At 63.5% G+C, this 26,451-nt stretch carries 24 protein-coding genes and 1 pseudogene; 21 read left to right on the forward strand and 4 right to left on the reverse strand.

Features of this window, described 5'->3' with window-relative positions; genetic code table 11:
* Window positions 1-19: 19 nt before the first annotated feature.
* Window positions 20-790 (forward strand): exodeoxyribonuclease III, encoded by a 771-nt coding sequence (gene xth / locus WBN46_RS17490; protein WP_337732688.1) that lies wholly within the window; start codon window positions 20-22, stop codon window positions 788-790.
* A 96-nt stretch (window positions 791-886) separates the two neighbouring features.
* On the opposite strand, the gene WBN46_RS17495 is transcribed toward xth, so the two are convergent.
* Window positions 887-1,144 carry a GlsB/YeaQ/YmgE family stress response membrane protein gene (locus tag WBN46_RS17495; protein ID WP_142125935.1) on the reverse strand — a complete coding sequence of 86 codons (258 nt, stop codon included), beginning with the start codon at window positions 1,142-1,144 and terminating at the stop codon, window positions 887-889.
* Between the two features lie 177 nt (window positions 1,145-1,321).
* On the opposite strand from WBN46_RS17495, the gene WBN46_RS17500 reads away from it, so the two are divergent.
* The 19 genes and pseudogenes from WBN46_RS17500 to WBN46_RS17590 all read left to right on the forward strand — a co-directional run bounded on the left by WBN46_RS17500 (window position 1,322) and on the right by WBN46_RS17590 (window position 22,342).
* Window positions 1,322-1,945, forward strand: coding sequence for a 4'-phosphopantetheinyl transferase superfamily protein (locus WBN46_RS17500; RefSeq protein ID WP_337732771.1), 624 nt, complete (start codon window positions 1,322-1,324; stop codon window positions 1,943-1,945).
* The gene (gene rsmG, locus WBN46_RS17505; protein ID WP_337732689.1) at window positions 1,945-2,601 is read left to right on the forward strand and encodes a 16S rRNA (guanine(527)-N(7))-methyltransferase RsmG; all 657 of its coding nucleotides are present in this window, start codon (window positions 1,945-1,947) and stop codon (window positions 2,599-2,601) included. The genes WBN46_RS17500 and rsmG overlap by 1 nt, the downstream gene beginning before the upstream one ends.
* Before the next feature lie 186 nt (window positions 2,602-2,787).
* Window positions 2,788-3,585, forward strand: a complete 798-nt coding sequence (locus WBN46_RS17510; protein WP_142125932.1) for an AAA family ATPase — start codon at window positions 2,788-2,790, stop codon at window positions 3,583-3,585.
* Window positions 3,585-4,481, forward strand: coding sequence for a ParB/RepB/Spo0J family partition protein (locus WBN46_RS17515; protein ID WP_192202826.1), 897 nt, complete (start codon window positions 3,585-3,587; stop codon window positions 4,479-4,481). The genes WBN46_RS17510 and WBN46_RS17515 overlap by 1 nt, the downstream gene beginning before the upstream one ends.
* Window positions 4,482-4,704: 223 nt before the next feature.
* Window positions 4,705-6,477, forward strand: coding sequence for a DUF885 family protein (locus WBN46_RS17520; protein ID WP_337732690.1), 1,773 nt, complete (start codon window positions 4,705-4,707; stop codon window positions 6,475-6,477).
* A gap of 359 nt (window positions 6,478-6,836) precedes the next feature.
* The gene (gene rpmB / locus WBN46_RS17525; RefSeq protein ID WP_142125930.1) at window positions 6,837-7,073 is read left to right on the forward strand and encodes a 50S ribosomal protein L28; all 237 of its coding nucleotides are present in this window, start codon (window positions 6,837-6,839) and stop codon (window positions 7,071-7,073) included.
* A 13-nt stretch (window positions 7,074-7,086) separates the two neighbouring features.
* Window positions 7,087-7,251 carry a 50S ribosomal protein L33 gene (gene rpmG, locus WBN46_RS17530; RefSeq protein WP_027070918.1) on the forward strand — a complete coding sequence of 55 codons (165 nt, stop codon included), beginning with the start codon at window positions 7,087-7,089 and terminating at the stop codon, window positions 7,249-7,251.
* A 253-nt stretch (window positions 7,252-7,504) separates the two neighbouring features.
* Window positions 7,505-8,914, forward strand: coding sequence for a cardiolipin synthase (gene cls / locus WBN46_RS17535; protein ID WP_337732691.1), 1,410 nt, complete (start codon window positions 7,505-7,507; stop codon window positions 8,912-8,914).
* Window positions 8,915-8,978: 64 nt separating this feature from the next.
* On the forward strand, window positions 8,979-10,376 hold the full coding sequence (locus tag WBN46_RS17540) for an FAD/NAD(P)-binding protein (RefSeq protein WP_337732692.1): 1,398 nt from the start codon (window positions 8,979-8,981) through the stop codon (window positions 10,374-10,376).
* A gap of 65 nt (window positions 10,377-10,441) precedes the next feature.
* Window positions 10,442-13,912: pseudogene (locus WBN46_RS17545) on the forward strand (PAS domain-containing hybrid sensor histidine kinase/response regulator).
* A gap of 1,157 nt (window positions 13,913-15,069) precedes the next feature.
* Window positions 15,070-15,501: a hypothetical protein gene (locus WBN46_RS17550; RefSeq protein ID WP_337732693.1), complete on the forward strand. Its 432-nt coding sequence runs from the start codon at window positions 15,070-15,072 to the stop codon at window positions 15,499-15,501.
* A gap of 21 nt (window positions 15,502-15,522) precedes the next feature.
* Window positions 15,523-15,891 (forward strand): hypothetical protein, encoded by a 369-nt coding sequence (locus WBN46_RS17555; RefSeq protein ID WP_337732694.1) that lies wholly within the window; start codon window positions 15,523-15,525, stop codon window positions 15,889-15,891.
* 113 nt (window positions 15,892-16,004) lie between these two features.
* Complete coding sequence (locus WBN46_RS17560; protein ID WP_337732695.1) at window positions 16,005-16,277, forward strand: hypothetical protein; 273 nt, start codon at window positions 16,005-16,007, stop codon at window positions 16,275-16,277.
* 858 nt (window positions 16,278-17,135) lie between these two features.
* A complete protein-coding gene (locus WBN46_RS17565; protein ID WP_337732696.1) occupies window positions 17,136-17,465 on the forward strand; it encodes a hypothetical protein in 330 nt (109 codons plus the stop codon).
* 918 nt (window positions 17,466-18,383) lie between these two features.
* Window positions 18,384-18,635, forward strand: a complete 252-nt coding sequence (locus WBN46_RS17570; protein WP_337732697.1) for a hypothetical protein — start codon at window positions 18,384-18,386, stop codon at window positions 18,633-18,635.
* Window positions 18,636-18,703: 68 nt separating this feature from the next.
* On the forward strand, window positions 18,704-19,072 hold the full coding sequence (locus tag WBN46_RS17575) for a hypothetical protein (protein ID WP_337732698.1): 369 nt from the start codon (window positions 18,704-18,706) through the stop codon (window positions 19,070-19,072).
* 1,226 nt (window positions 19,073-20,298) lie between these two features.
* Entirely contained in the window at window positions 20,299-20,604 is a 306-nt protein-coding gene (locus WBN46_RS17580; protein ID WP_337732699.1) for a hypothetical protein, read from the forward strand.
* Between the two features lie 880 nt (window positions 20,605-21,484).
* Window positions 21,485-21,835, forward strand: coding sequence for a hypothetical protein (locus WBN46_RS17585; protein ID WP_337732700.1), 351 nt, complete (start codon window positions 21,485-21,487; stop codon window positions 21,833-21,835).
* Window positions 21,836-21,904: 69 nt separating this feature from the next.
* Complete coding sequence (locus WBN46_RS17590; protein WP_337732701.1) at window positions 21,905-22,342, forward strand: hypothetical protein; 438 nt, start codon at window positions 21,905-21,907, stop codon at window positions 22,340-22,342.
* 55 nt (window positions 22,343-22,397) lie between these two features.
* On the opposite strand, the gene WBN46_RS17595 is transcribed toward WBN46_RS17590, so the two are convergent.
* The gene (locus WBN46_RS17595; protein WP_337732702.1) at window positions 22,398-22,541 is read right to left on the reverse strand and encodes a hypothetical protein; all 144 of its coding nucleotides are present in this window, start codon (window positions 22,539-22,541) and stop codon (window positions 22,398-22,400) included.
* A 1,011-nt stretch (window positions 22,542-23,552) separates the two neighbouring features.
* On the opposite strand from WBN46_RS17595, the gene WBN46_RS17600 reads away from it, so the two are divergent.
* Entirely contained in the window at window positions 23,553-23,822 is a 270-nt protein-coding gene (locus tag WBN46_RS17600; protein ID WP_337732703.1) for a DUF2798 domain-containing protein, read from the forward strand.
* A 300-nt stretch (window positions 23,823-24,122) separates the two neighbouring features.
* Here WBN46_RS17600 and WBN46_RS17605 read toward each other — a convergent pair whose 3' ends face one another.
* Together WBN46_RS17605 and WBN46_RS17610 are read right to left on the reverse strand one after the other, a co-directional pair.
* Complete coding sequence (locus WBN46_RS17605; protein WP_337732704.1) at window positions 24,123-25,280, reverse strand: NAD-dependent epimerase/dehydratase family protein; 1,158 nt, start codon at window positions 25,278-25,280, stop codon at window positions 24,123-24,125.
* On the reverse strand, window positions 25,277-26,338 hold the full coding sequence (locus WBN46_RS17610; protein ID WP_337732705.1) for a Gfo/Idh/MocA family oxidoreductase: 1,062 nt from the start codon (window positions 26,336-26,338) through the stop codon (window positions 25,277-25,279). Before WBN46_RS17610 ends, WBN46_RS17605 begins: the two co-directional genes overlap by 4 nt.
* Between the last annotated feature and the right edge of the window lie 113 nt (window positions 26,339-26,451).

Genomic DNA, 26,451 nt, shown 5'->3' on the forward strand with positions numbered 1-26,451 from the left:
CTGGCTTAGAATCGCCGCCATGAAGATCGCCAGCTGGAACGTCAACTCGCTCAACGTGCGCCTGCCGCACCTCACGCAATGGCTGGGTGCGTTCGCCCCGGACATCGTGGGCCTGCAGGAAACCAAGCTGGAGGACCATCGCTTCCCGGACACCGCGCTGGCCGAGCTCGGCTACCGCAGCGTGTTCGCCGGGCAGAAGACCTACAACGGTGTGGCGCTGCTTTCGCGCGAACCCGTCAGCGATGTGCAGATCGGCATACCGGGCTTCGAGGACGAGCAGAAGCGCGTGATCGCCGCAACCGTGGGCGAGGTTCGCATCGTGAACCTGTACGTGGTCAACGGCCAGGACGTGGGTACCGACAAGTACGCCTACAAGCTGCGCTGGCTGGATGCGGTGCACGACTGGGTCGCCGCCGAACTGCAGGCGCACCCGAAGCTGGTCGTGATGGGGGACTTCAACATCGCGCCGGACGACCGCGACGTGTTCGACCCCAAGGTCTGGAACGACGACCACATCCTCACCTCCACCGCCGAGCGCGCCGCCCTTCACCGGCTCTACGCACTGGGCCTGCACGATGCCTTCCGCCTGCACAGCGACGAAGCCAACGTCTACAGCTGGTGGGACTACCGGATGGGTGGCCTGCGCCGCAACCTGGGCCTGCGCATCGACCTGACCCTGGTCTCCGACGCGCTGCGTGGGCACGCCGTGGAATCCGGCATCGACCGCGAACCGCGGACCTGGGAGCGCCCCAGCGACCATGCGCCCGCGTGGGTGCGCCTGGGCGGCTGATCGACGGAAACGAAGAAGGCCCGGCGGATGCCGGGCCTTCTCCTTGCCACGGGCCTTGGGTGCGTCTCAAGCGCGCACGCGGCCGCAGCGAAACCGTTACCTCGCCCTGCCCCGGGTGAACAGGTTCACGATGAGCAGCAATACCACCGCACCGATGAAGGCGGTGATCAGGAAGCCTACCCAGCCACCGCCCAGGCCAAGGCCCAGCGTCGGCAGCAGCCAACCGCCCAGGAAGCCGCCGATGATGCCGACCACGACGTTCAGGATGATGCCCTGCGACCCGTCACGCTTCATCACCAGGCTGGCCAACCAACCGGCGACGCCACCCACGATCAGATAGATGAGAAAATTCATTTCGTTGCTTCCTCCCTTGAATGGACAGAACCCCATGGTGCGGGGCACGCTTGAATCTTCAACGCGCGGCGTGAAACCGCCGTTAACTCACATGGGGGAAGCGTCCCTGCCCCTGCTACATAGCGCCATCGCAGCATGCTTGCACGCCGTGCCGCACCACGCATCGGGTCTGGCGGGATGAACTGGCGCAACGTGGCCGCGGACTGGCGGCTGGACGGCATCGCCCTGTGGTTGCTGCCGCATGCCCCGCGGCTGCGTGGCGAGCCCGCAGCGCGCGAGCAGCTGGCGCGCGTGCTCGACCTCGCACCGCACCTGCTGCCGATCACGCGCGACACGCTGGGACGGCCGCACTTCATCGCCCCGCTGCACTCGCTGGAAACCGGCTGGAGCCACAGCGGCGAGGCGCTGCTGCTGGCGCTGGGCGAGGACATCGAACTGGGCGTGGACCTGGAGCGGTTGCGCCCGCGCCCGCGCGCGATGGAGCTGGCGCAGCGCTTCTATCATCCGCAGGAAACCTCGTGGCTGCATTCGCTCGACGAGGATGCACGCATGCTGGCCTTCGTGCGCCTGTGGTGCGCCAAGGAAGCTGTGCTGAAGGCGCACGGCCAGGGCATCTCCTTCGGCCTGCACCGCTTCCATGTCCGCCTCGACGGGGATCGCGCATGGCTGGCGGCATGCGATCCCGCGCTCGGCCATGCCGACGACTGGCACCTGCACGAATGGGCGCCGCGCGCGGACTACCGCGCCGCGTTGGCCTGGCATCCGCGCGGGGCCGCGTGGCGGCCTGCGATAATGCCGTGATGAACGACACCGCCTTTCCCGCCGATATGCGCGAAACCCTGCACCATGGCCTGGCCGCCCTCGGCCTGGATGCCGAGGTGTTGGCGCCACGGCTGCTCGCGTACCTCGCCCTGCTCGATCGCTGGAACAAGACCTACAACCTCACCGCCATCCGCGACCCGCGCGAGATGGTCACGCGCCACCTGCTGGATTCGCTGGCGATGCACCCGTTCGTGGACGGACTCGCCGCGAACGGTGGCGCACTCGCCGACCTCGGTACCGGCCCGGGCCTGCCCGGGATTCCGCTGGCCATCGCCAAGCCGGGACTGCGCGTGACCCTGGTGGAGAGCAACGGCAAGAAGGCGCGCTTCCTGCGCGAAGCGGTGCGCACCCTGAAACTGGACAACGCCCGCGTGGCCGAATCCCGCGCCGAGGCGCTGGACGAACCACAGGCCTACGACGCCCTCACCGCCCGGGCCCTGGACGTGCTGGCGGGCATCATCGAGGTGGGCGGCCACCTGCTGAAACCGGGCGGGGCACTGCTGGCGATGAAGGGCGTACGGCCTGACGAGGAGATCGCGGCATTGCCGGCGGGCTGGTCGCTGGAAGCCCTGCACCCGCTGACGGTCCCGGGTCTGGTCGGTGAACGCCACATGGTCATCGTGCGCCGCGACTGATCGGCGCAACGCGGCCACGCGAAACCTGTAACTCCTTGAAAAGACTGGTCACGCCCGAATGCCGGCGCGGGGCTGTCCCTCGGGCTGACCGGGAGTGGGCGCCTTGTGCGTACCCTTCATTTCGCACGGCCCCGCCCGAGCCCGCATAATCCCCCCTCACCCCGTACTCGATAAGGCGCCCCTCGCATGGCCCGCATCATCGCCGTCGCCAACCAGAAAGGCGGAGTCGGCAAGACCACCACCGCCGTGAACCTGGCCGCCGCGCTGGCACGCGCGCCGCAGCGGGTGCTGCTGGTCGACCTGGATGCGCAGGGCAACGCCACGATGGGCAGCGGCGTGGACAAACGCGAGGTCGAGGCTTCGACCTGCGACGTGCTGCTCGGTGAGGTCGAGGCGAAGGCCGCCGTGGTGACCACCCCGGAAGGCTTCGACCTGATGCCGGGCAACATCGACCTGACGGCGGCCGAGATCCAGCTGATGGATGCGGACGGCCGCGAACAGCGCCTCAAGAGCGCGCTGCAACCGCTGCGTGGCGACTACGACTTCATCATCGTCGATTGCCCGCCCGCGCTGTCGCTGCTCACGCTCAATGCGTTGACCGCCGCAGACTCGGTGCTGGTGCCGATGCAGTGCGAGTACTACGCGCTGGAAGGCCTGTCCGCGCTGATGGAAACCATCGAAGCGCTGCGCGCACGCCTGAACCCCACCCTGGAAATCGAAGGCGTGCTGCGCACGATGTTCGACATCCGCAACAACCTGGCCAACGCGGTCTCCGGCGAACTGACCACCCACTTCGGCGACAAGGTGTTCCGCACCATCGTGCCGCGCAACGTGCGCGTGGCCGAAGCGCCCAGCCACGGCCAGAGCATCGTGGGCTACGACCGCACCTCGCGCGGCGGCGTGGCGTACCTTGGCCTGGCCGGCGAGATCCTGCGCCGCCAGGCCGACCGCAAGAAGCAACAGCAGCATATGGAGCATGCGTGATGAGCGCCCCGAAGAAGCGCGGCCTGGGTCGCGGACTGGAAGCCCTGCTCGGCCCCAAAGCCGCCGAGACGCCGCCGCCGGAAGCCCAGCCGGGCGAAGCCCTGCGCACGCTGCCGGTACAGCAGCTGCAACCGGGCAAGTACCAGCCGCGCACGGCGATGGACCCCGGCAAGCTGACCGAGCTGGCCGAGTCGATCAAGGCGCAAGGCGTGATCCAGCCGATCGTCGTTCGGGAACTTTCGCCCGGCAAGTTCGAGATCGTCGCCGGCGAACGCCGCTGGCGCGCCTCGCAGGAAGCCGGCCTGGCCGAAGTACCGGTGGTCGTGCGCGACCTGGACGACCGTACCGTCATTGCGATGGCGCTGATCGAGAACATCCAGCGCGAAGACCTCAATCCGCTCGAGGAAGCGCAGTCGCTGCAGCGCCTGATCAACGAATTCGCGCTGACGCACGCCGAAGCTGCCGAAGCGGTAGGCCGCTCGCGCGCGGCCGTGTCCAACCTGCTCCGCCTGCTGGAATTGCCGCCGGCCATCCGCGCGCTGCTGGAAGCGCGCCGTCTTGAAATGGGCCACGCGCGCGCCCTGCTGACGCTGTCGCCGGACCTGGCCAGCAAGCTCGCCTCCGATGCCGCCGAGCAGGGCTGGTCGGTGCGCGAAGTGGAACACCGCGCGCAGCAGTTCGCCGCCGGCAAGGTGCCGGTCAACGGCAAGAAGGCCAAGCCCGCCAAGGCGGCGCCGCAGCCCGACATCGCCTCGCTGGAAACCGAACTGTCCGAGAGCCTCGGCACGCGCGTCACCATCGCCCACGGCCGCGGCGGCAAGGGCAAGCTGATCATCCAATACACCGACCTGGACACCCTGGACGGCGTGCTGGAGCGGCTGCGCCCGCGGGTGTGAGCTTGTGCTTGCTGTAGGAGCGACGTAAGTCGCGACCGCACGCCATCAGGCCATCGCGCCTCACTCCCGAGGCGGGCGCTGACACCAGAAACCAGTCTCGTGCCGCAGCCCACGGCACGACGCGGGTATCGCGCGTGTCGGCGCCATGGTCGCGACTTACGTCGCTCCTACAGAAAGCACCGATGCCGATGCTGCATTACCATCCGGTTTCCGCTTTCACCGGATGCCCGCCTTGAACCTCCGCATCGCCGCCCTGCTGCTCGCCTGCGCACCCTTGCAGGCGTTCGCCTTCGCCCCGTCCGACGCCGACCAGCGCTTCCAGGCGCTCTACGAGAAGGAATGGAAGTGGCGGCAGGAACAGACCGGCCAGGCCGATGAGGACACCGATACCAGCGGCGACAAGCGCCGCCTGCCGGACGTGGGCGCCGAGGCGCATCAGGCGCGACTGAAGGTCTGGGAACAGGTGTTGAAAGACCTGGATGGCATCGACGCAGCGGCCCTGTCGCCGGAGAACCGCATCAACCTGGCCATCTACCGGCCGCAGGTCGAGAATCTTGCCGCCGAGGTGCGCCTGCGCGCCTACGAGATGCCGTTCAATTCCGACTCGTCGTTCTGGTCCAACCTGTCGTTCATGGCGCGCCGGCCGATGAAGACCGCCGAGGACTACCGCGCCTATGCCGCGCGCCTGCGCGACGTGCCGCGCTACTTCGACCAGCACATCGTCAACATGCGTGCAGGCCTGAAGCGCGGCTTCAGCGTGCCGCGTGCGGTGCTGGACGGGCGCGACGTCTCCATCGCCACGGTGGCGGAGGTGAAGGATCCGGAACAATCCACGTTCTACGCCCCGTACAGGAAGATGCCGGCCAGCATCCCGGCGGCGGAACAGGAAGCGCTGCGCAAGGAAGTGCGCGACGCGATCGGCCAGCAGGTGGTGCCCGCGTTCGGCACGTTGCTGACCTTCTTCCGCACCGAGTACGTGCCGAAGGCGCGCACCACGCTGGCTGCGGAGGCCATGCCGGGCGGCAAGGATTTCTACGCCCAGCAGATCCGCGAATACACCACGCTGGACCTCAACGCCGAACAGATCCACCAGATCGGCCTGAAGGAGGTGGCACGCATCCAGGCCGAGATGCAGGACGTCATCAAGCAGGCCGGCTTCAAGGGGACGTTCGCGGAGTTCCTGACCTTCCTGCGCACCGACCCGCAGTTCTACGCGAAGACGCCGCAACAGCTGCTCGACCGCGCGGCATGGATCTCCAAGCGCGTGGATGGCGAAGTCGGCAAGTACATCGGCACGCTGCCGCGCGGGCGCTTCACCATCGTCGAGGTGCCGGCCGACATCGCGCCGTTCTGGACCGCCGGCCGCGGCGGCCTGGGCACGTACTGGCTGAACACCTACGACCTGCCGTCGCGCCCGCTGTACAACCTGCCGGCCCTGACCCTGCATGAATCCTCACCCGGCCATTCGCTGCAGGCGGCACTGGCGCAGGAACAGGGCGCACAGCCGGCGTTCCGCCGCGACAACTACATCTCCGCCTACGGCGAGGGCTGGGCGCTGTATACCGAGAAGCTGGGCAGGGAGATGGGCATCTACGAGACGCCCTACGAAGATTTTGGTCGCCTGACCTACGAAATGTGGCGCGCCGCCCGCCTGGTCATCGATACCGGCGTGCACCACAAGAACTGGACCCGCGACCAGGCGCTGGCCTACCTGCGCGACCACACCGCCCTGTCCGAACACGAGGTCACCACCGAGGTGGACCGCTACATCTCCTGGCCGGCGCAGGCGCTGAGCTACAAGCTGGGCGAGATCGCCATCGTCCGCCTGCGCGGCGAGGCCGAGCGCGAGCTGGGCCCGAAGTTCGACATCAAGGCCTTCCACGACGCCGTGCTCAAGCAGGGCTCGGTGACCCTGCCGGTGCTGGAAAGCCAGATCCGGGCCTTCATCGCCGAGAGCAAGGCGAGCCCGGGCAAGGCGGCGGCCGCGGCGCCGTGATTCCGTAGGGTGGGCCCTGGCCCACCTTGCCAGATCCGGCCCTCCGGTATCCGAACGCCACGATGCCGGGCCAGGGCCCAACCTACGCCCGGCGGCAGTCCCGTAGGGCGGGCCCGGCCCGCCTCCGCCATCGACCCCGCGACACTCCACCTAAGTGCTTGCGGGGCAAGGGAAACATCGGCATAATGCGCGGCTCGCTGCGTCCGGCATGACCGGATCTGCGGCCGGAAGCGCGATTCCGGCTTGGGTCAGCAGCGGTTTTCCTGCCGTATCGCGTGGTGTCCGTCCTGCCCTGCAGGCCGTCCGCCGGGCCGCCGTCTCCCGGGCTACGGGCGACACAATTATCCATCGAGGTGCGTATGTCCCGCGTATGCCAAGTGTCCGGCAAGCGTGTGATGACGGGTAACAACGTCAGCCACGCGAACAACAAGACCCGTCGTCGTTTCCTGCCCAACCTGCACGAGCGCCGTTTCTGGGTCGCCAGCGAAAACCGCTGGGTCAAGCTGAAAGTCTCCGCGCATGCACTGCGCACCATCGACAAGAACGGCATCGACTCCGTCCTGGCCGAGCTGCGCGCGCGCGGCGAGAAGATCTGAGGAGTAATCGAACATGGCATCCAAGCGCGACAAGATCCGTCTGATCTCCTCGGCCAACACCGGCCACTTCTACACGACGGACAAGAACAAGAAGAACACCCCGGGCAAGATGGAAATCAAGAAGTACGACCCGGTCGTGCGCAAGCACGTGATCTACAAGGAAGGCAAGATCAAGTGAAATAGCGGCGCGCATGCTCTGCATGCGCCTGTGCCGCTGTTTCACCCCGGCGAAGGCCGGGGTCCAGCGCCTCCCAGAAAGCCCCGCTTCGGCGGGGCTTTCTGCTTTTCGGCTTCGGAGAGTCAAAAGCTGCCCCTCATCCGCCCGCTGGGCACCTTCTCCCCGCTTTGCGGGGAGAAGGAACTACCTTCGGGTTTTCTTTACCCGCGAGCACCAGCAGAATCGATCCATCCCACTTGGACGGATCCACCACATGGACTGGTCCCTCGGCACCGCCCTGCTGATCGTCGACTGGCTGATCCGCCTGGCGGCGCTGTGGTGGATTCCCAGCCGCACCACGCCGGCTGCCGCACGCAGCTGGTTGCTGCTGGTCGGTTTCGTGCCGCTGCTGGGTCTGCCGCTCTATCTGCTGCTCGGCCATCCCTGGCTGTCGCGCGAGCGCATTGACCGGCAGTCGCGGGCCACCGACGTGATCCGCGAGGAACAGCGTCCGCTCAGCGCGCTGCGCTGGTCCCCATGCGAGGGCGCTGCCGTCGAAATGGCGCCCCTGATCGAACGCCAGGGCGCCTTCATGCCCACCCATGGCAATGCCGTGGACCTGCTGGACGACTACGACGCCTCGCTGCGCGCGCTGCTCGACGACATCGACGCCGCCACGCAGCAGGTCCACCTGCTGTATTACCTGATGTTCGACGACGCGGTGGGCGAAGCGATCGCCGCCGCACTCTGCCGGGCCGCCGCACGCGGCGTGGCCTGCCGCATGCTGCTCGATGCCGTCGGGGCGAAGCGCGGCTTGCGCGCCTATGCAACACGCCTGCGCGCCGCGGGTGTCGACGTACACGACATGCTGCCAGGTGGCCTGCGCTGGCGACGCAGCGGGCGCATGGACCTTCGCAACCATCGCAAGGTGGCGGTGATCGACAACTGTATCGGCTACGTGGGCTCGCAGAACCTGGCCACTGCGACGTTCGTTCCCGGCCATCCGAATCGCGAACTGGTGGCGCGCGTGCGGGGCCCCGTGGTCGCACACCTGGAGGGCGTGTTCGCCAGCGACTGGTACATCGAAACCGGCCAGCGGCTCGAGGTGCACCCCGACCTGACGGTGCAGGCACAGGATGTCGCCGCGCAACTGCTGCCCAGCGGACCGGCGTATCCATTCGAGAACGCGCGCGACACGGTGAATGCACTCATCCACCTGGCACGCCGCAAGGTGGTGCTGACCACACCGTACTTCGTCCCCGACGACGCCACGCTCAGCGCGCTGCGCATCGCCGCGTTGTCGGGGGTGGACGTGCAACTGGTGCTTTCGGCCACCAACAACCAGACGCTGACCGCGTGGGCGCAGCAGTCGTACTACGAAGAGCTGCTGGCCTGCGGGGTGAAGATCGCGCTGTACAGGCCGCATTTCCTGCATGCGAAACACCTGACCGTGGACGACGGCATCGCCCTGGTCGGCTCGATCAACCTGGACATCCGCTCGTTCGCGCTCAATGCCGAAATCGGCCTGGTCTGCTACGACACCGGGGTGGTCGCGCACATCCGCGCGATCGAGGCCGACTACCTGGCGCATGCGGACCACGTCGAACGCGATGCCTGGCGGCGACGCCCCGGCTGGCAGCGCAGCCGGGAAGGCATCGCACGGCTGGCCGACTCGCTGATGTAGGGTGGGCACACCCTCATGCGGCTTGCGCATGAGGGCCGGCATGCCGTTCGCCTACAATGGCGACATGAGCACTGCCACGACACCCCGCCTGCCGCCCTGCGACCTCGCGATCATCGGTGGCGGTGCCGGTGGCGTACTGGCGGCGATGCAGGCACTGCGCCAGGCCACCACGCCGCTGCGCATCGTGATGATCGAGCCTCGCGACGTGCTGGCGCAGGGCGTCGCGTATGCGACGTCCCATGGCGAGCACGTGCTGAATGTCCCCGCAGGCCGCATGAGCGCCTTCGACGACCGGCCTGCCGATTTCCTCGACCATGTCGTGGCCACCACGCCCACGGGCGGTCCCGACCGCGAGACGCTGGCGCATGCGTTCATCGAGCGTCGCCGCTACGGCGACTACCTGCGCACGCGACTGCAGGAAGCCATCGCGGCCAGTCCAGCCTTGCTGCAGGTTGTCCACGACAGCGTGCTTGAGCTCGACGCGCGCGACGACGGCGCGACGCTGCGACTGGCCGGGCATGGCGCGCTGGAGGCACGTGGCGTGGTCCTGGCCGTCGGCAACACGCCCAAGCCGCTACCGGCACGGGGTGCGCCGCAACTGCCGGAAGGCCATTCGATCGCCGCGTGGGATTTCGATGCGGTGAAGGCAATTCCCGTGGATGCCGACCTCTGCATCGTCGGTTCCGGCCTCAGCATGGTGGACACCGTGCTCAGCCTCGCCGACAACGGCCACGCCGGCACGATCCACGTGTTGTCGCGGCACGCGCTGCTGCCGCTGCCGCATTGCCACGGACCGGCTGCGACCTACGATCCCGCTCCCCTGCAGACGATGGACCTGCGCGCACGCATGCGCTTCCTGCGTGCGGCAGCGAAGCAGGCGGTCGCCGACGGACTGCCGTGGCAGGCGGCCATGGAGCGCATCCGCCCGCACGGCCAGGCGCTGTGGCAATCGATGTCCGTCGCCGACCAGCGCCGGTTCCTGCGCCACGTGGTGCGCCAGTGGGATGTGCACCGGCACCGCATCGCGCCGGAGGTGCACGCGAAACTGCAGGCCCTGCTCGATCGCGGCCAGTTGCGGCTGCACCGCGGCCGCCTGGACACGGTGATGGCCGAGGGGCGTTGCCTGCGCGTGACCACGCATACCCGCGACGGCCGTACCGACGAGTTCGACGTCGACTACGTGGTCAACGCCACGGGGGTGGAGATGCGCGCGCAGACCATGCGCAATCCGCTGCTGCACGACCTGCTGGGCAAGGGGCATGCGCAGGCGGGTCCGCATGGCATCGGCCTGAAGGCGGCGCGCGATGGCCGCATGGTCGACGCGGAAGGCAACCCGCAACCGCGCGTGTTCATCCTCGGCAGCCTGCGCATCGGCTGCGTGTGGGAGAGCATCGCCATTCCCGAACTGCGCGGCCAGGCCGAGACCGCCGTACGCGAACTGCTCGCCACCACGCCCGCCTGATCGCCCGCCGCGGCACGCGCCACGCAGTACACTCGGCGACGGGTTGAGCGCCGGGGGAGAGGGCGTTGGTTTCCAGCTGGATCCTGCTGTTGGTGTCCGTCGGCTATGCCGCGCTGCTGTTCGGCGTGGCGTGGTGGGGCGACCGTCGCCCGATGTATCCCGACCGCCCGTGGTTGCGGCCGGTCGTCTACAGCCTGGCCTTGGCGGTGTACTGCTCGTCGTGGACGTTCTACGGGGCGGTCGGCAGCGCGGTGCGCAACGGCCTGGGCTACCTGCCGATCTATCTCGGCCCGGTCCTGCTGCTGCTGTTCGGCTGGCGCATCATCGAACGGCTGGCCCTGATCGCGCGTAGCGAGAACACGGTGTCGATCGCCGACTTCATCTCGTCCCGCTACGGCCGTTCGCGCCGTCTCGCCGCACTGGTCACCGTGATCGCGCTGATCGGCGTGGTGCCGTACCTGGCGCTGCAGTACAAGGCCGTCGCCATGAGCCTGAGCGTGCTCAGCGGCGAAGGCGGCGACAGCACGCATGGTTTCTTCACGGACCCTGCGCTGTATGTCGCGCTGTTGATGGCGCTGTTCGCCGCACTGTTCGGCACCCGCCAGGTGGACGCCACCGAGCACCACCACGGCATGATGCTGGCGATCTCGCTGGAGTCGGTGGTGAAGCTGGTGGCGATGATCGCGGTGGGCGTGTTCGCCTATCTGTGGCTGGGCGGGAACAACATCCACGTCGCGGACTCGGCCCGCACGCTGTTCGAGAACGCGCCTCCGGTCGGCTTCATCGCGCAGACGCTGCTCGGCTTCCTCGCCATCGTATGCCTGCCTCGCCAATTCCACGTGGCGGTGGTGGAATGCAGCGATGTGGGCGATATCCGCAAGGCGCGCTGGCTGTTCGGTGGCTACCTGGTGCTGTTCTCGCTGATGGTGGTCCCGGTCGCCGCCGCCGGCATCGCGCTGTTCGGGGGCACCAATGTGGCCGACGACAGCTATGTGCTGGCGTTGCCACTGGCGGAGGGACGCACCGCGCTGGCGATCGTCGCCTATGTCGGCGGCTTCTCCGCGGCGACCGGCATGGTGATCGTCGCCAGCATCGCGTTGGCCACCATGGTCAGCAACGACCTGATCATGCCGGTGCTGCTGCGCCGCGGCTGGGCCGAGCACCATGCCGAAGCGGACGTGGCCTCGCGTGTGCTGTGGATCCGCCGCGTGGCGATCCTGCTGCTCGCACTGACGGCCTACTCGTACTACCGCAGCAGCAGCAACGACAGCACGCTGGCGTCGTACGGCCTGATGGCGTTCGCCGCGGTGGCGCAGTTCGCCCCTGGCCTCATCGGCGGCCTGTACTGGCGTGGCGCCAGCCGGCGCGGCGTGGAAGTGGGCATGGTGCTGGGCTTCGCCACGTGGATATACACGCTGCTGCTGCCTACGATGACCCAGGCCGGCTGGTTCGATCCGCACTGGCTGCATGCCGGTCCGTTCGGCATCACCTGGCTGCGGCCGCAGCAGCTGTTCGGTCTGAGCGGGTGGGACACGCTGACGCACGGAACGTTCTGGTCGCTGCTGGTCAACACCGGCGCGATGATGATCGTCTCCGCGCGCTCGCGCCCCGGCGTGGACGAACGCCTGCGGGCCGCGCCCTTCCTCGACCCCTACGCACAGCGCCCCGCGCTGGTGGCCGGCGAATGGCCCGGCAGCGTGCGCGTGGGTGACCTGTGCACGCTGGCGGAACGCGTGGTCGGCGAGCGCCATGCGCGGCGTGCATTCGCCGAACAGGCGCAGCTGCTGGAACGCGAACTGCAGCCGAATGTGCCCGCCGACCGCGTCTGGGTACAGTTCACCGAACGCCTGCTCGCGGCCGCCATCGGCGCCGCCTCGGCGCGCATCGTGCTGACCAGCGTGCTGCGCGGCTCCGGCATGGAGCTGGGCGAAGTGGTCGCGGTACTCGACCAGGCCGGCCAGGAGCTGCGCTTCAACCGCGAGATCCTGTCCACCACGCTGGAGAACATCAGCGCCGGTGTCAGCGTGGTCGATCCCGACATGCGGCTGGTGGCCTGGAACCGCCGCTACCAGCAGATGTTCGGCTATCCCGACGGCATGCTCTACGTGGGCCGTCCGGTGGCCGACCTGATCCGCTACAACGCGGAACGCGGCGAACTGGGCGATGGCGACATCGACGAACAGATCAACAAGCGCATCCGCTACATGCGCGCTGGCTCGCCGCATATTTTCGAGCGCGTGCGCGCCGATGGCCAGGTCATCGAGATGCGCGGGCAACCCCTGCCCGGAGGTGGCTACGTCACCAGCTACAACGACATCACCGACTTCAAGCATGCCGAAGCACAGCTGCTGGAAACCAACGAGACGCTGGAACAGCGCGTGGCCGAACGCAGCTAGGCCGCCGAGCATGCGCAGCAGTCGCGCACGCGCTTCCTTGCGGCCATCAGCCACGACGTGCTGCAGCCGCTGAACGCGGCACGCCTGTTCGTCAGCGCGCTGCGCGACAGCGAACAGGGTGCGGATGCACAGGCCCAGGAACGCCAGCACCTTGCCGAGCGCGTGGACGCCTCGCTGCGCGCCGCCGAGGAACTGCTGGACGGCCTGCTGGATGTCTCCCGCCTGGATGCCGGCGGACTGCAGACGCAGATCAGCGATTTCGATGCGGGCGAACTGCTGCGTGAACTCGCCGCACAGTACGCGCCGGTCGCCGCAGGCCGCGGGATCAGCCTGCGCGTGCACGCACGTCCCATTCCGGTGCGCAGCGACCGCCGCCTGTTGCGCCGCGTGCTGCAGAACTTCCTCGCCAATGCGCTGCGCTACACGCGCGACGGGCGCATCGTGATCGGCATGCGCGCACAGGCCGACAAGGTGGTCCTGCAGGTCTGGGATACCGGCCCCGGCATTCCCGAAAACCACATGCGGCAGATCTACGACGAGTTCCACCGCTACCAGCAGCCGTTCGACTGGGGCGAACGTGGCCTCGGCCTCGGCCTGTCGATCTGTCAGCGCATCTCCCGCCTGCTGCAGCACGAACTGGATGCGCGCAGCAAGGTCGACCACGGCAGCATGTTCTCCATCGTCGTGCCGCGCGGCAGCCCCACCAGCGAACGGCGCGCGTCGCCACGACGCACCGCGCTTGCAAACGATTCGCTTGCCGGGCTGCGCGTGCTGTGCGTGGACAACGACCGCGAAATCATCGACGGCATGCAGGCCCTGCTCGGCCGCTGGCAGGTGGAAGTACTCACCGCCACCACGGTCGACGAAGCGCTCGAGAAGATCGCACAGGCACCGACCGTGATGCTGGTGGACTACCACCTGCACGACCGCCTCGATGGCCTTGCCACGCTCGACGCCCTGCGCGCCGCCAGCCCCGGCCCCATTGCCGGCGCCCTGCTCACCGCCGATGGCCGCGACGAACTGAAGCGCGAAGCCCGCGAACGCGGCTACCGGCTGCTGACGAAGCCGGTCAAGCCCGCCTCGCTACGCGCCTTCCTTGCCGCCCACCACGTGTCCGCATCGCTACCCGCGGTGGATTGAGCAGCCCCGCCGCGCATGCACTCACGTTCCGCGACTGAACCAGGCCGCAGGATGGGAACCAGTTTCATGTAGCAATGGATCGCAGAGTCCGTATCGGTGAGCGACAAACCTTGGCGATCCATTACGCAAGTTGCCCGCACAAACCGATCCCGTTATCACCTCGCATTCGCCTTGCTATTTGATCGCCACCCTACTTCACGCAGATAACACCGACGGCAGATCCCGAGCGCTCGACTTCTGGCCCCGGCAAGGGGTTGAATGAGAAGGTCATCTTCCTGTTGACGCCTCACTTCGCCGCCTGAATACTCCGCGCTATTACCCCGAAATGGGGTCTACTAGGTGTTAGGGGGCGCACCAAGCATTCATGAAGCCGCCAAGATCAAACGCAGCGTATGCCAAGTCATACACGCTGTTCTCGGCAGCATTCTTGGTTGCACTGCTCTGTTTTGGACTTGTGATCCTGGCAGAGCACTTCGAGTGGCGTAAGCTGGCCTTTGTGGGCGTCGCATTGGGTGGTATTGCGATACTGACGGGCGGGGCAGCCCTAGTTGCACAGGTGATACGCAACATTCGGCCGCGACAATGATCGCAGCGTCGCCCCCTAACAATTCATTCAAGCCGATGCCGCTTCGCGGCACGGCTTAATTCAGGCGTTAGGCCCCTAAGAGAGAGTCCGAAATGGCCATAAGAGTTTCCGCATACGCATTAGCTCTGCTTCTCTCAGCATCTTCTGCGCTCGCGCACGCTAAAGAAACTGACGGACAGGTTCCAACCGAGTTCTGGGTGACGGGTGATGACGGGCTCACCTCTAGATTTGCGCAGGCAGTTACCGACGCGCTATCAAACTCTGAATCTTTGGCCACGCCTACATCCAACAACAACGCGGGGTTGGTTCTTACAATCCCAACCAACATCTATTGGCAGGATGTTCGTGGCCAGACAAACTTTCAGTATGTAGTTGTCTTTACGGACAAATCATCGAAGTATCTTGGCATTAGCATTGGCGCGTGCTGGGAGAAAGGCATGGCCGGGTGTGCTGGCACCGTAGTTCAGGAGGCAGAGCAGGCCTGGGCCGCCCATCACGGGGACGGGGCCTAACAATTCATTCAAGCCGAACCCGCTTCGCGGGTCGGCTTAATTCAGGCGTTAGGCCCTCGATGAAGATCATCGCGTTCTACATAAAGCAGATCATCCTCCTCGGCACGGCTGGCTTCCTTGCGTGGCTATGCATCGGCTGGTGGCACATAGGTTGGTTCTGGGCTAGTGACGATCACTACGCTTGGGCGATTGCCCTGACTCTTACTGCCTTCTTTCTCTTGCTGGTCTGCGCGCCGATTCAAGCTGTGCTGTCAAAGCTCCGCAGTGATTGGATTGCGTACCTTAGCGGCCTCCTTAGTGGCCCACTTGCCGTTTTTCTGTATCTCGCACTCAAAACCCAATTCGAGGTCACGTGGCACAACTACGTAACGCGCCAGGCCTGGATGCATCTCATATTCGGGCTGCTTGGACTCTGGTTCGCCCGCAACTACAGGCGCCGGTTCGGGCCTAACAATTCATTCAAGCCGAACCCGCTTCGCGGGTCGGCTTAATTCAGGCGTTAGGCGCTCGAAATGATTACTCGTATCCCAGCTCTCGAGTTCATGCAGAATTTGATCGGAACGTATAGCTCGTCCGATGGGCTAGCTTCGCTTTTAATTACGCGTGTCGGATACGGCCAGATAATTGAGTTCCGCTTGGGAGATAAAGTGCAAATCGCTGGAGTTGTTGGCGCTTCCGGCAACTCAGTTGAGCTTTTTGTCCAACTCGGCCTACCCAACGTGGTTCACTTGACCGGGCAGCTTCGCTCCCAAACTGAGATCTCGTTCGAGGCTTTGGACCTGCCAATGGGTCTGGTGCTTGCCCGTGACAGGGACAACATTACGCTTACCACCTCTTTCAAAGGCAAGCCGGGCACCAACCATGTGCTGCAGCGCGCCTAACAATTCATTCAAGCCGAACCCGCATCAGGTTGGCTAGCTTCGTTGGGTTCTGGGTATCATCGGCTTCGGAACCGATCCATTGCGGGTCGGCTTAATTCAGGCGTTAGGTGCTCATGATCAATCTCATCGATCCGGCAGTTGTCGAGCAGCTTTGCCCAGAGCTACGCTCTCTACTTGAGGCTGAGTTAGCACGCGGTAATCGCATCAACGAGGCGAATGCTTCTTGGGGACTAGGCGGAGGTACCGTATGGCTTCTTCGCCGTGCCGCCCAGCATCCGGTACCGGTCGGCGTTGAGTTTCGACTGCTGGATGATCCGCACAATGGCCACGGAGAGTACATTTGCCGCGAGCATAAGCAGGTGTTGGTCTCCGGGCTGAGCACCTAACAATTCATTCAAGCCGAACCCGCTTCGCGGGTCGGCTTAATTCCGGTGTTAGGTGCCATGGGGAAGGTTGCCCGCAACTGGATCGAACACACGCAGGACTGGCGGAACGAGCCGATGGCCTACTGGGTTCACTTGGAGCTTGACGGTGCCACATGGCGCGCGTCCGAGTCATACAGCCCGCCGGCTCCCAGGGCCGAGGGTCGCAGCGGCTATCCCGTGCTTTGCGTCGAGTCGCAGGGTTTTGTCTTCCGCTTCTCTTCCGCGGAACAGCTTGCGGAGTGTGTAGATGTCCTTGGGCGCAAGCCCCTCCCGACATCGCGCCGTCTATCCGCCATTCGTGGCGGCGGGCACGGCCCCAATAGTCACTGGCTTAGTCGGTTGCCTGGCCATATCAAGTCCCCCAAGATTCGACAACGTGCCGTGGAGGATCTCCGCTCAGTGATCTCTGCCATGGCACCTAACAATTCATTCAAGCCGAACCCGCTTCGCGGGTCGGCTTAATTCAGGTGTTAGAGCCCATGATCAAGTCCGCAGCCATCGTCAGATTCGTGACGCTGCTTCTAGCTGTAGTCTCATGGTTGGTCGCTGTTCTATTCCTGGTAGCTGCACTGCACGCCGACGCAACCATTCCTCCTGACCAAGTTAATGAGTCCGTGCTCGGATACGTGATGTCTCTAGTTTTTGCCCTGACAGGGTGGGCTCTATTTTGCGTTTCCCGCATTTACCGCAAGGCTCGCCCTGCGTCATCAGCAGATATGCAGGACTCGAGCAACGGGCATGGACACCGGCATGGGCTCTAACAATTCATTCAAGCCGAACCCGCTTCGCGGGTCGGCTTAATTCAGGCGTTAGGCCTTGATGGAAAAATTCATCGCAGCCGTATTCTTTCTTTCCGCAATTGCGATCCTGCCTGTTTTCGCGGCGTCCATCTATAGCTCCAACCGTCTTAACCGCTATCTTCAGCAGAGGCACCCAGACACTTGGCGCAGGATCGCGCCAGATTCACTTGCGGAGCCGTCCGTTTCTGCTCCGGTTACTAGATTTGTCACCCAGCGGACCTATAGAGAGATCGGCGACACTCACCTCAACGCCCTCGGTGACCATTGCTTTCGGCTACTCTACGTTGCGGTAACGATCTTCCTCGTCCTCGTGCTTTCGGGAATGACATATGGCGCACTCAAGGCCTAACAATTCATTCAAGCCGAACCCGCTTCGCGGGTCGGCTTAATTCAGGCGTTAGGCACTACACCATGCATCATGCGATCGGTCTGGCAAATCGAAATCAAGAGAATCCGTGGCCACTCGCACCTCACGAGCGCTGGAGATTCGACACGTCAGATTTCCCAACCATGGGCTATTTCGATCTCATAACACCGATATTTGAGGACTATGCTCAGAGAGACGCGGGAATAGACATTCACTCGATCAATGTGCTGATTGTGTTGAAAGACGGTGATTTGCCAGAGGCTCTTGAGCGCCTAAGATCTTTAGAGCGCGAGATCTCGGCTCGCCCAATCGCGTGGAGAGAATTTCTTGGCACGTGCCACCCACCACATGGCGCTCCCGTCATTCGGATAGAGCCCTTGCTCTTTAGGGCTAGGGCTCTTTCACTGATTGGCAAGTTGCGCCTTCTCATTCAGCTTGCAATTTCAGATCACTTCGCGATTGTGTATGGCAATGGGGTTCTCTATCGGCATCTTCTGGGTAATGCACTACCTCCGGGGACCGAGGAGTACTCGTAGTGCCTAACAGTTCATTCAAGCCGACGCCGCTTCGCGGCGCGGCTTAATTCCGGCGTTAGGCCTCGCATGTCAGAGATTGATCGCACCAAGCAATGGATCATGCTTTTATGCGGGGCCCTGTTCGTGCTCTATTGGGGATCTCGTGCACTTGCATGGCTTTCTTCCGGATTTCCCTCATTCGAGATGAGAGGGGTGAATTGCACCGGCTCGGTTGCGGGATTTTGCATAACCGCTTTCGGGCTAGCGGGGCTGTTCATGCTAGTTTCTGGCACTAGGCATCTTCGGCCGTGGCGGTAGCGTGGCCTAACAATTCATTCAAGCCGAACCCGCTTCGCGGGTCGGCTTAATTCTGGTGTTAGACCGCATGAAAAGTTCTCTGGCAAAGCCTCTTGCTCTGACACTCAACGTTCTTGGGGCCGGCTTGCTCTTCTATAGCTTGCGTCAGATCAACAACTCTTACGATCGGGTTTATGAGATTGCCTCGACTGGATCCTCAAGTGTCGGCGCAAAGATTGGTGACCTTCCTTCATCGATCACGCTGTACTTTTCCCTTCTCCTTGCTGCCGGCTTGTGCTGGTGGATTGCGGACAAGGTCAGGCAGCGGGATGCGGTCTAACAATTCATTCAAGCCGAACCCGCTTCGCGGGTCGGCTTAATTCCGGTGTTAGGCGGCAGAGATACATCATGGCAACTGGCAGCGTCTTCATAATCAAGCCGAGCATCTCGCTAGCTGAAACGGCTGAGCGCATCGGCGCGGCATTGGCCACGCGGCTGGAGCCTGAAATGTCTGGGCGCTTTGAGGAATATCCGTCGTTCGTTGGGGCGACCTCGGATCTGGAGATCGTCCTGCTTGGCCCTCCTCAACCCGAGCACGACATTCGTGAAAACCCAACGCAAGACTACGCACTTCAAGTAGCTCCGCTCACGCAAGTCGAGCCAGACCGCTACTTGGAGTTGCATCAGCAATTGTTGGCAGGAGGCGTCGAGGTTGTGGCCTACGAGCTGCCGCCTAACAATTCATTCAAGCCGAAGCCGCTTCGCGGCTCGGCTTAATTCAGGTGTTAGGCTGCTAGGGGAAAGCTCGTGCAAATCCACAATACGAAAGCACCCGCCGAGGTAGAGGCGCTGCGTCGTTGGTCGATGGCTCAAGTTCAATCCGGCCTCGTCGAGGAGGTGCTGGATTGGGATGCGGGGTCACCTCACTACAATTCACTCTTCCGCGACTTATCAACCGGCCAAGAGTGGGTCGTCTACCTGGCTGATCATGCATACCCAGGAGAGGTTCGTCTGGTAGCTGCATCGCCGTCGCAGCCTAACAATTCATTCAAGCCGAAGCCGCTTCGCGGCTCGGCTTAATTCTGGTGTTAGGCGGCAATGCGACATCTACTCACCACTGATGTGCAAGACTCACTTCGTCGCGGCAGTTCTGTCGAGCAATTTCTTGGCCAAGCGCCTGCAGAGCCAGACTGTCTTCGTCATGTTGAGTTGCGTCCTTCGGATGGGTTGATCGAGGTTTGGGTCTACGACGTCGAGGACATAGGCAGCGAGGACTATCTGGATCTCTATGCTTTCCCATGGCTCGAGCCAGACGGTCCTGACGGACCTGTGGCTACGTTTCAGGACCCACAGGCCGCCATCATTTATGCAAGCGGGCATCTCGCCGCTGATCCAGCCAGATGGGTCAACGTCGGGGTTGCCCAGTCTGAGTACCTTGATTACATTCGTGCCGGTAGGCCGTCCAGGTGGCCGGTTGCCGCCTAACAATTCATTCAAGCCGAACCCGCTTCGCGGGTCGGCTTAATTCCGGTGTTAGGTGCCATGGGGAAGGTTGCCCGCAACTGGATCGAACACACGCAGGACTGGCGGAACGAGCCGATGGCCTATTGGGTTCACTTGGAGCTTGACGGTGCCGCATGGCGCGCGTCCGAGTCATACAGCCCGCCGGCTCCCAGGGCCGAGGGTCGCAGCGGCTATCCCGTGCTTTGCGTCGAGTCGCAGGGTTTTGTCTTCCGCTTCTCTTCCGCGGCGCAGCTTGCGGAGTGTGTAGATGTCCTTGGGCGCAAGCCCCTCCCGACATCGCGCCGTCTATCCGCCATTCGTGGCGGCGGGCACGGCCCCAATAGTCACTGGCTTAGTCGGTTGCCTGGCCATATCAAGTCCCCCAAGATTCGACAACGTGCCGTGGAGGATCTCCGTTCAGTGATCTCTGCCATGGCACCTAACAATTCATTCAAGCCGAACCCGCTTCGCGGGTCGGCTTAATTCTGGCGTTAGGCCTCATGTTCAAAGAGCTTGCACAACTGGATACAAACCTCCGCAGGGCGGGCTACACCCTGCTGGTGGTTGTCTTCGGCAGTGCATTCCTCGCATTGCTGCTGTACCAGTTCAACTTAGCGCCTCTTGCCATAGTCTTTGTCTGGACTGTCAACCTTCCGGCAGCATGGTTCTTGTCGCAAGCAGCAAAGCCTCAAGGGCGCAACGCCTGGCTTACGGGAATTGCTTCAATAGTTCCCGCAGCTGCGTTGATCGAGTTTTTTATTTTATGTCCCGGCTCACCGCGCACCAAACAGGATTCATCCCAATGAGGCCTAACAATTCATTCAAGCCGAACCCGCTTCGCGGGTCGGCTTAACTCAGGTGTTAGGCGTCACATGAAACTCTCGCGGGGCACTTGGACAATCACAGCATGGCTGCTTCTGGCTGGAGCCTGCATTATTGCGTTCTCTGCAAAAGATCTCGGCCTGCCCCCATCATTGTGGTGGTGGACCGTTCTCGCCTTCATTACAACGATTTCTGGCCGAGAGTCCTATAGCCCTAGAGGCAGTTCCTCAAATGAGAGGAGCTTTTCAAAGGTGGCGTTCTGGCTGGGAGTTGTTGTTGTTCCGATAGGTGTCTTCGTAACAATGACGTGACGCCTAACAATTCATTCAAGCCGAACCCGCATCAGGTTAGCTAACTTCGGTTGGTTCTAGGTACTATCGGCTTCGGTGCCGGTCCAGTGCGGGTCGGCTTAATTCAGGCGTTAGGGCCTTCATGGCACTTTCCTTCTTAGCCAACCTGTTAGGCCACCGGCTTCGTGCCGGTAATCGGGTTCGGTTAGATGGCGGCTACGACATGGAGCCGAAATGGCTCAATGGCCGGATCGCCCACTTCGGGGAGTGCGTCGGTTTCATCCAAGGCGAGAACGGTCAATCTGCTGCGCTCATCCGGCTAGATGAGCCGGTCACCTCTAACGGAGTCACAGGATCGCACTTGGTTCTACGCCTCCGTTACGTTGGCGCTCGCTGGGCCAACCGAGAGACCGTGCACCTTGAGCTGTTCACCTCGCCTCCCGCGTCATTACAAGATCCCTCTACTCGCGGCGTGTGGATCGAGTCTCATGCCAGCTATCACGTAGAGGGCCCTAACAATTCATTCAAGCCGAACCCGCTTCGCGGGCCGGCTTAATTCTGGCGTTAGCCCTCAATGGATACTCGCGCTGCAATCCTTTCCAGGCTCGCCCGCTTTGAAGAGCCATCCGCCCCACTCATCGATGAGCTTCGATCCATGGGCTGGGATTGGTCTGATGAGCCGCTGCTCATACTTACGGCAGAGCACTTCGTTAGTGTTATGGACCGCTTCTTGTCTGACCGACTTACCGCCGACCAGCTTGAGGAATGGGCCGAGAATCTTGAACAGCGCGAAGATGTAGGATTCGCGTCAGAGAAGAAGGAACTCCTGGATGACCTGCTATTTTGCTTGGCTAATCCATCAATCAACTACGAGATCACTCAAGAGATCATCCACCAGCTTAGGCAGCGCTTGCTTGAGGGCTAACAATTCATTCAAGCCGAACCCGCTTCGCGGGTCGGCTTGATTCAGGCGTTAGCACTCACTGGAGGTTTCATGCGTTCTTTGGTCGTCATTGCCGCTGCGCTTCTTATCTGCGCCTGCTCAACCGTTCCGACCAACTCAAAAGGCTGGATCGAGCCTATCGACGCAATTCGCGCGGCAAACGATGACCCAAGAAACGGCGTGCGCGGTGAGTTCATCATCACCGTCAAAGCACTTGACTCCTATCCGGAGCGATCTTTCCTGAACTCTGAGAAAGACTATCGTGATCAACGGAACCTCACTATCCGCATGCCAACTTCAGTGGTTCCAAAGCTTGAGCAACGCCTTGGCGTCAAGTTCCAAGATCTCAAGAATCGCAGGCTTGTCGTTCTCGGTGTTGCAAAGCGTAACCGCATAGACTTCGTGACTGATGGCAAACCGACTGGAAAGTACTACTATCAAACTCATGTGCAAGTAGACAGCGCCACTCAGATCAAGTTTGCGGAGTGAGTGCTAACAATTCATTCAAGCCGACGCCGCTTCGCGTGTCGGCTTAATTCAGGTGTTAGGCCCCTTGGGGAGAAGACTGCTCAAACCTGAAATTGGCGATGTCTTTGCCATCCCGCTGCCCGACGGCGATCAAGCTCTCGGACAGGTTGTTGCTTGGGTCGAGGATCTCGGAGCTGTTGGATGCGCCTTGTTTGATCATACACATCGTCCGTCCCACCCGGTACCACCATTGGGCCAGCCTAGTTCCGTAGTGCTTTCGACCCCAGACCTGCTTCAACGACGCTATTGGCCGATTCTAGGCAATCGCCCTGTGATGGTTTCAGCCGATCATCTAACGTGGGAGGGCTTCCGTGATGTCCATTGGGTCGGCGTCTCGATTCAGGGCTCCGGTATCATCCGCCAGTTCATGGAGGCCTATCATGGGTTCAGCCCCTGGGACGCGATGGCAGACCCTGATTACTTCACCGAGCTCCTCATTGACCGAAAAATGCCACCAGGTGCTTATGTGGCCGGAGCCTAACAATTCATTCAAGCCGAACCCGCTTCGCGGATTGGCTTGATTCAGGCGTTAAGTGCCATGGGAAAGGTTGCCCGCAACTGGATCGAACACACCCAGGACTGGCGCGATGAGCCGATGGCCTACTGGGTTCACTTAGAGCTGGGCGGTGCCGCATGGCGTGCGTCTGAGTCATACAGCCCGCCGGCCCCTAGAGCCGAGGATCGCAACGGCTACACCGTGCTTTGCGTGGAGTCACAGGGTTTTGTTTTCCGCTTCTCCTCCGCTGCACAGCTTGCCGAGTGTGTCGATGTCCTTGGGCGCAAGCCCCTTCCGACATCGCGCCGCCTGTCCGCTATTCGCGGTGGCGGGCACGGCCCCAGCAGTCACTGGCTCAGCCGGTTGCCTGGCCATATCAAGTCCCCCAAGATTCGACAACGTGCCGTGGAGGATCTCCGCTCAGTGATCTCGGCCATGGCACCTAACAATTCATTCAAGCCGGACCCGCTTCGCGGGCCGGCTTAATTCTGGTGTTAGGCCGCTCTTGCCAAGACGCGCCGCCACTCCTAACATTTCCTCCGCCATCGCGGTTCTCGCGGTCGGCCGTAAGCGTTCACGTCAACCAACGCGCCCATCATCTCCGGCATTGCCGGGGCTGTTTACCCGTTCACGGGTAAAAGGCGCCTTTGCTTGACCGGATCCAGGAGATCACTCATGAACGCTTCAAACAAATCCACCGTCCTCTTTGGCATTCCCAAACTCCCCGCGCGCTACGGCTCGCTGGTCATGCCTCTGCTGCTGTCTATCCTAATGACCTGCATCGTGTCCTTGGTCAGCACGTTCAAAAGCATTGGCATGTCGCCTCAATTCGCGTCCAAATGGCTTGCGGCCTGGGGTGTCTCGTGGCTGATCGCCTTTCCGGTATTGCTGTTGGTACTGCCTATAGTTCGCAAGGTAACCGCAGCACTCGTGCGAGCGGCCTAACAATTCATTCAAGCCGACGCCGCTTCGCGGCGCGGTTTGATTCAGGTGTCGGGCGCCGTAAAAACCTGTCCCTTCACTCAAGTTGGAAGCGTAGCCTTCGGCATTGATCCTGGCGCCTCAGCTGCGCTCATCGGTAAGCCGCGCTCCCAGCACGCCAACCGCGCCGGCCAGATGGAGTTTTACTATGGTTCGGCCCTTGCTCCACAGCAGGTCTCATTGCACGCAGCAGTGAATCCAGCGTCGAACAGGAAGTCGATACCCACCATCACTGCAGTAGCCGGAAGCCCGGCTATCTCCAGATCAAACGATCCGCGCGAAGCGCATCCACTCGCCCGTGCGCCGGGCGCCGAGTTCGAACGAGTGGGTGGGCGTCCAACCGAGCCGGGTCCTGGCCAGATCATTCGATACCCATGACCGGTACGCTTCGCGCACGACGCGACCCTCGCTGGGCATCCGCAGTGCCGGTACATCGTCGGCCGGTGTTGCGGTGCTGCGGCGCTGCAGCCGGGACTTGATCATCATCTTCTGCTCGGCGGTGATCCGGCGGGCGACCATTTCCTTGGTGCCGCGGATCAGCTTGCCGACGGGCGGGATGGTGCCGAGCTGGGCGTGGAAGGCCGGCGAGGCGGCGAGGCGGATCGCGGCGGTGACGCTGTCGCGCGCACGCGGACGCTTCGCCTGCCAGTAGCGGGCGATCTCATCGAGCGAGTAGTCATGGAGGGTCTTCTCTCCCTCGACCATGCCGGCGAACGTGGTGATGAAGTCCCCCCAGGTCATGCGGGCATCACCGTTGATCAGGAACGCCGCGCCGACCGCGTCGTCGCGCTCGAGCGCCGCCATGATCGCCTCGCAGACATCGTCGACGTACACCGCGTTGCAGATGCCCCGGCCGCCATCGATCAGGCTGATCCGGCCCGCGCGCGCATCCTGGACGATCGGCGTGACGAAGAAGCTGTAGGGCCCGTAGACGATGGTGGGACGGAGCACGACGGTCTCCAGCGCGCCCCGCTTACCGGCTGCCACCACCACGGCCTCGGACGCCGCTTTGGCATCGGAGTAGGCCTCGTTCCATCGCTGGATGGGCGCGGTGGCCTCGGTGAGCACGTCCAGCTTCGGCGACGGGCCATGCACGGCCATCGAGCTGATGTGGACGAAACGACGGACACCGGCACGCGTGCAGGCCTCGATCAGCTGCGTGGCCTGCGTCCTGGCGCTCTCGTCGTCGCCGTGGGCAAGGTTGACGACGGCGTCGCATCCTTCCACCGCCCGCGCAAGGCTGGCGGCGTCGAGCATGTCGCCCGCGACCAGCTCGGTATCCAGCCGGGCGATCCGCACGGCGCGCGAGAAGTCGCGGACCAGCGCACGGTACGGGAGCCGGTACTCGAGCGACAGGAGTTCGCACAGGCGCGAACCGATGAACCCGGTGGCGCCGGTGACGAGGATCTTGGTGGGCATCATGCCGAGGACTCCATGCGTGCCAGCCAGGGTTGCGCCATGGATGTGCGCCTCGCATACGCCGTCTCGATGACGGCGAGCGCGTGCAGCGCCGACTCCCCGGTCACGAACGGTGCGCGCCGCTCGCGGACCGCACCGACGAAGTCATCGAGCTGCGCGCGGTAGTGGCTGCGCCCGTCCCATCGCTTGGCGCACAGGATCTGCATCTCCATCGGACCACGCCGCGTGGTCCGGTGGAGGGTCAGGGTGCGGGGATCCGAGGTCGAAGCCTCGAGCGTGCCGCGCTCGCCCACTACCCGGATGCTGCGGCGCAGGCGGTGCGACCAGCTGAATTCCAGCCGCGCGGGCACCGGTCGTCCGCCGATCTGCAGGACGCCGGTCAGCTTCGCGTTGCTTTCGAAGCCACCGAATGCATCGTCCTCGTAAGCGATCCCGGTAAGGTCGCCGAAGAGCCAGAGCACCCGGTCGAGCAGGTGCACGCCGGTATCGAACAGTACGCCCCCGCCGGTCGCGTTGCGATCGAAGTAGCTGTTGCTCGCCATCGGCCAATCGAGCGGCGCGCCATCTTCGACGATCACCTCGCGGACTTCACCGATCTCCCCTTCCTCCACCAGGTCCGCGAGCCACCGGTTGTGCGGGAAGAACCGCATCATGAGGGCGACGGCTAGCACCCGCTCGGTCCTGCGCGCCGCCTCCACCATTTTCCGGCCGTCGGCGACCGTGATCGCCAGCGGCTTCTCGCACAGGACGTCGATCCCCATTTCCATCAGCTGGATCGCGACGGGTGCGTGGAAGCGCGGCGGGACGGCCACGATGGCGGCGTCGACCTTGCCGGCAAGCCCGGCGAGCTCGGTAGTGATCTCCGCCTCGACACCGCTGGCGCGCGCCGCATGCGTGGCGTTGCCGCGGTCGCGGTCGCAAAGCACGGTCACCTCGACCCGACGGTCCCCGATGATCACGGGCAGATGCGCCTCGCGCGTGATCGCCCCGCACCCGACAATGCCAAGCCGTACGGGCTGGTTGGAATCAAAGCTCGTCAAGGTCCCTCTCCGTGTCAGCACACTAGCGATACGTGAATTGGGCCATCGACCGGCCTTGCGGCGAACTGCGGTTCTCACCCGGCCAGGCACGCATGCCAGACGCCCGGCATCTACGATAGGCTTGATCCACCGCA

The sequence above is a fragment of the Pseudoxanthomonas sp. CCNWLW251 genome, assembly GCF_037402255.1.
Classification (GTDB): Bacteria; Pseudomonadota; Gammaproteobacteria; order Xanthomonadales; family Xanthomonadaceae; genus Pseudoxanthomonas_A.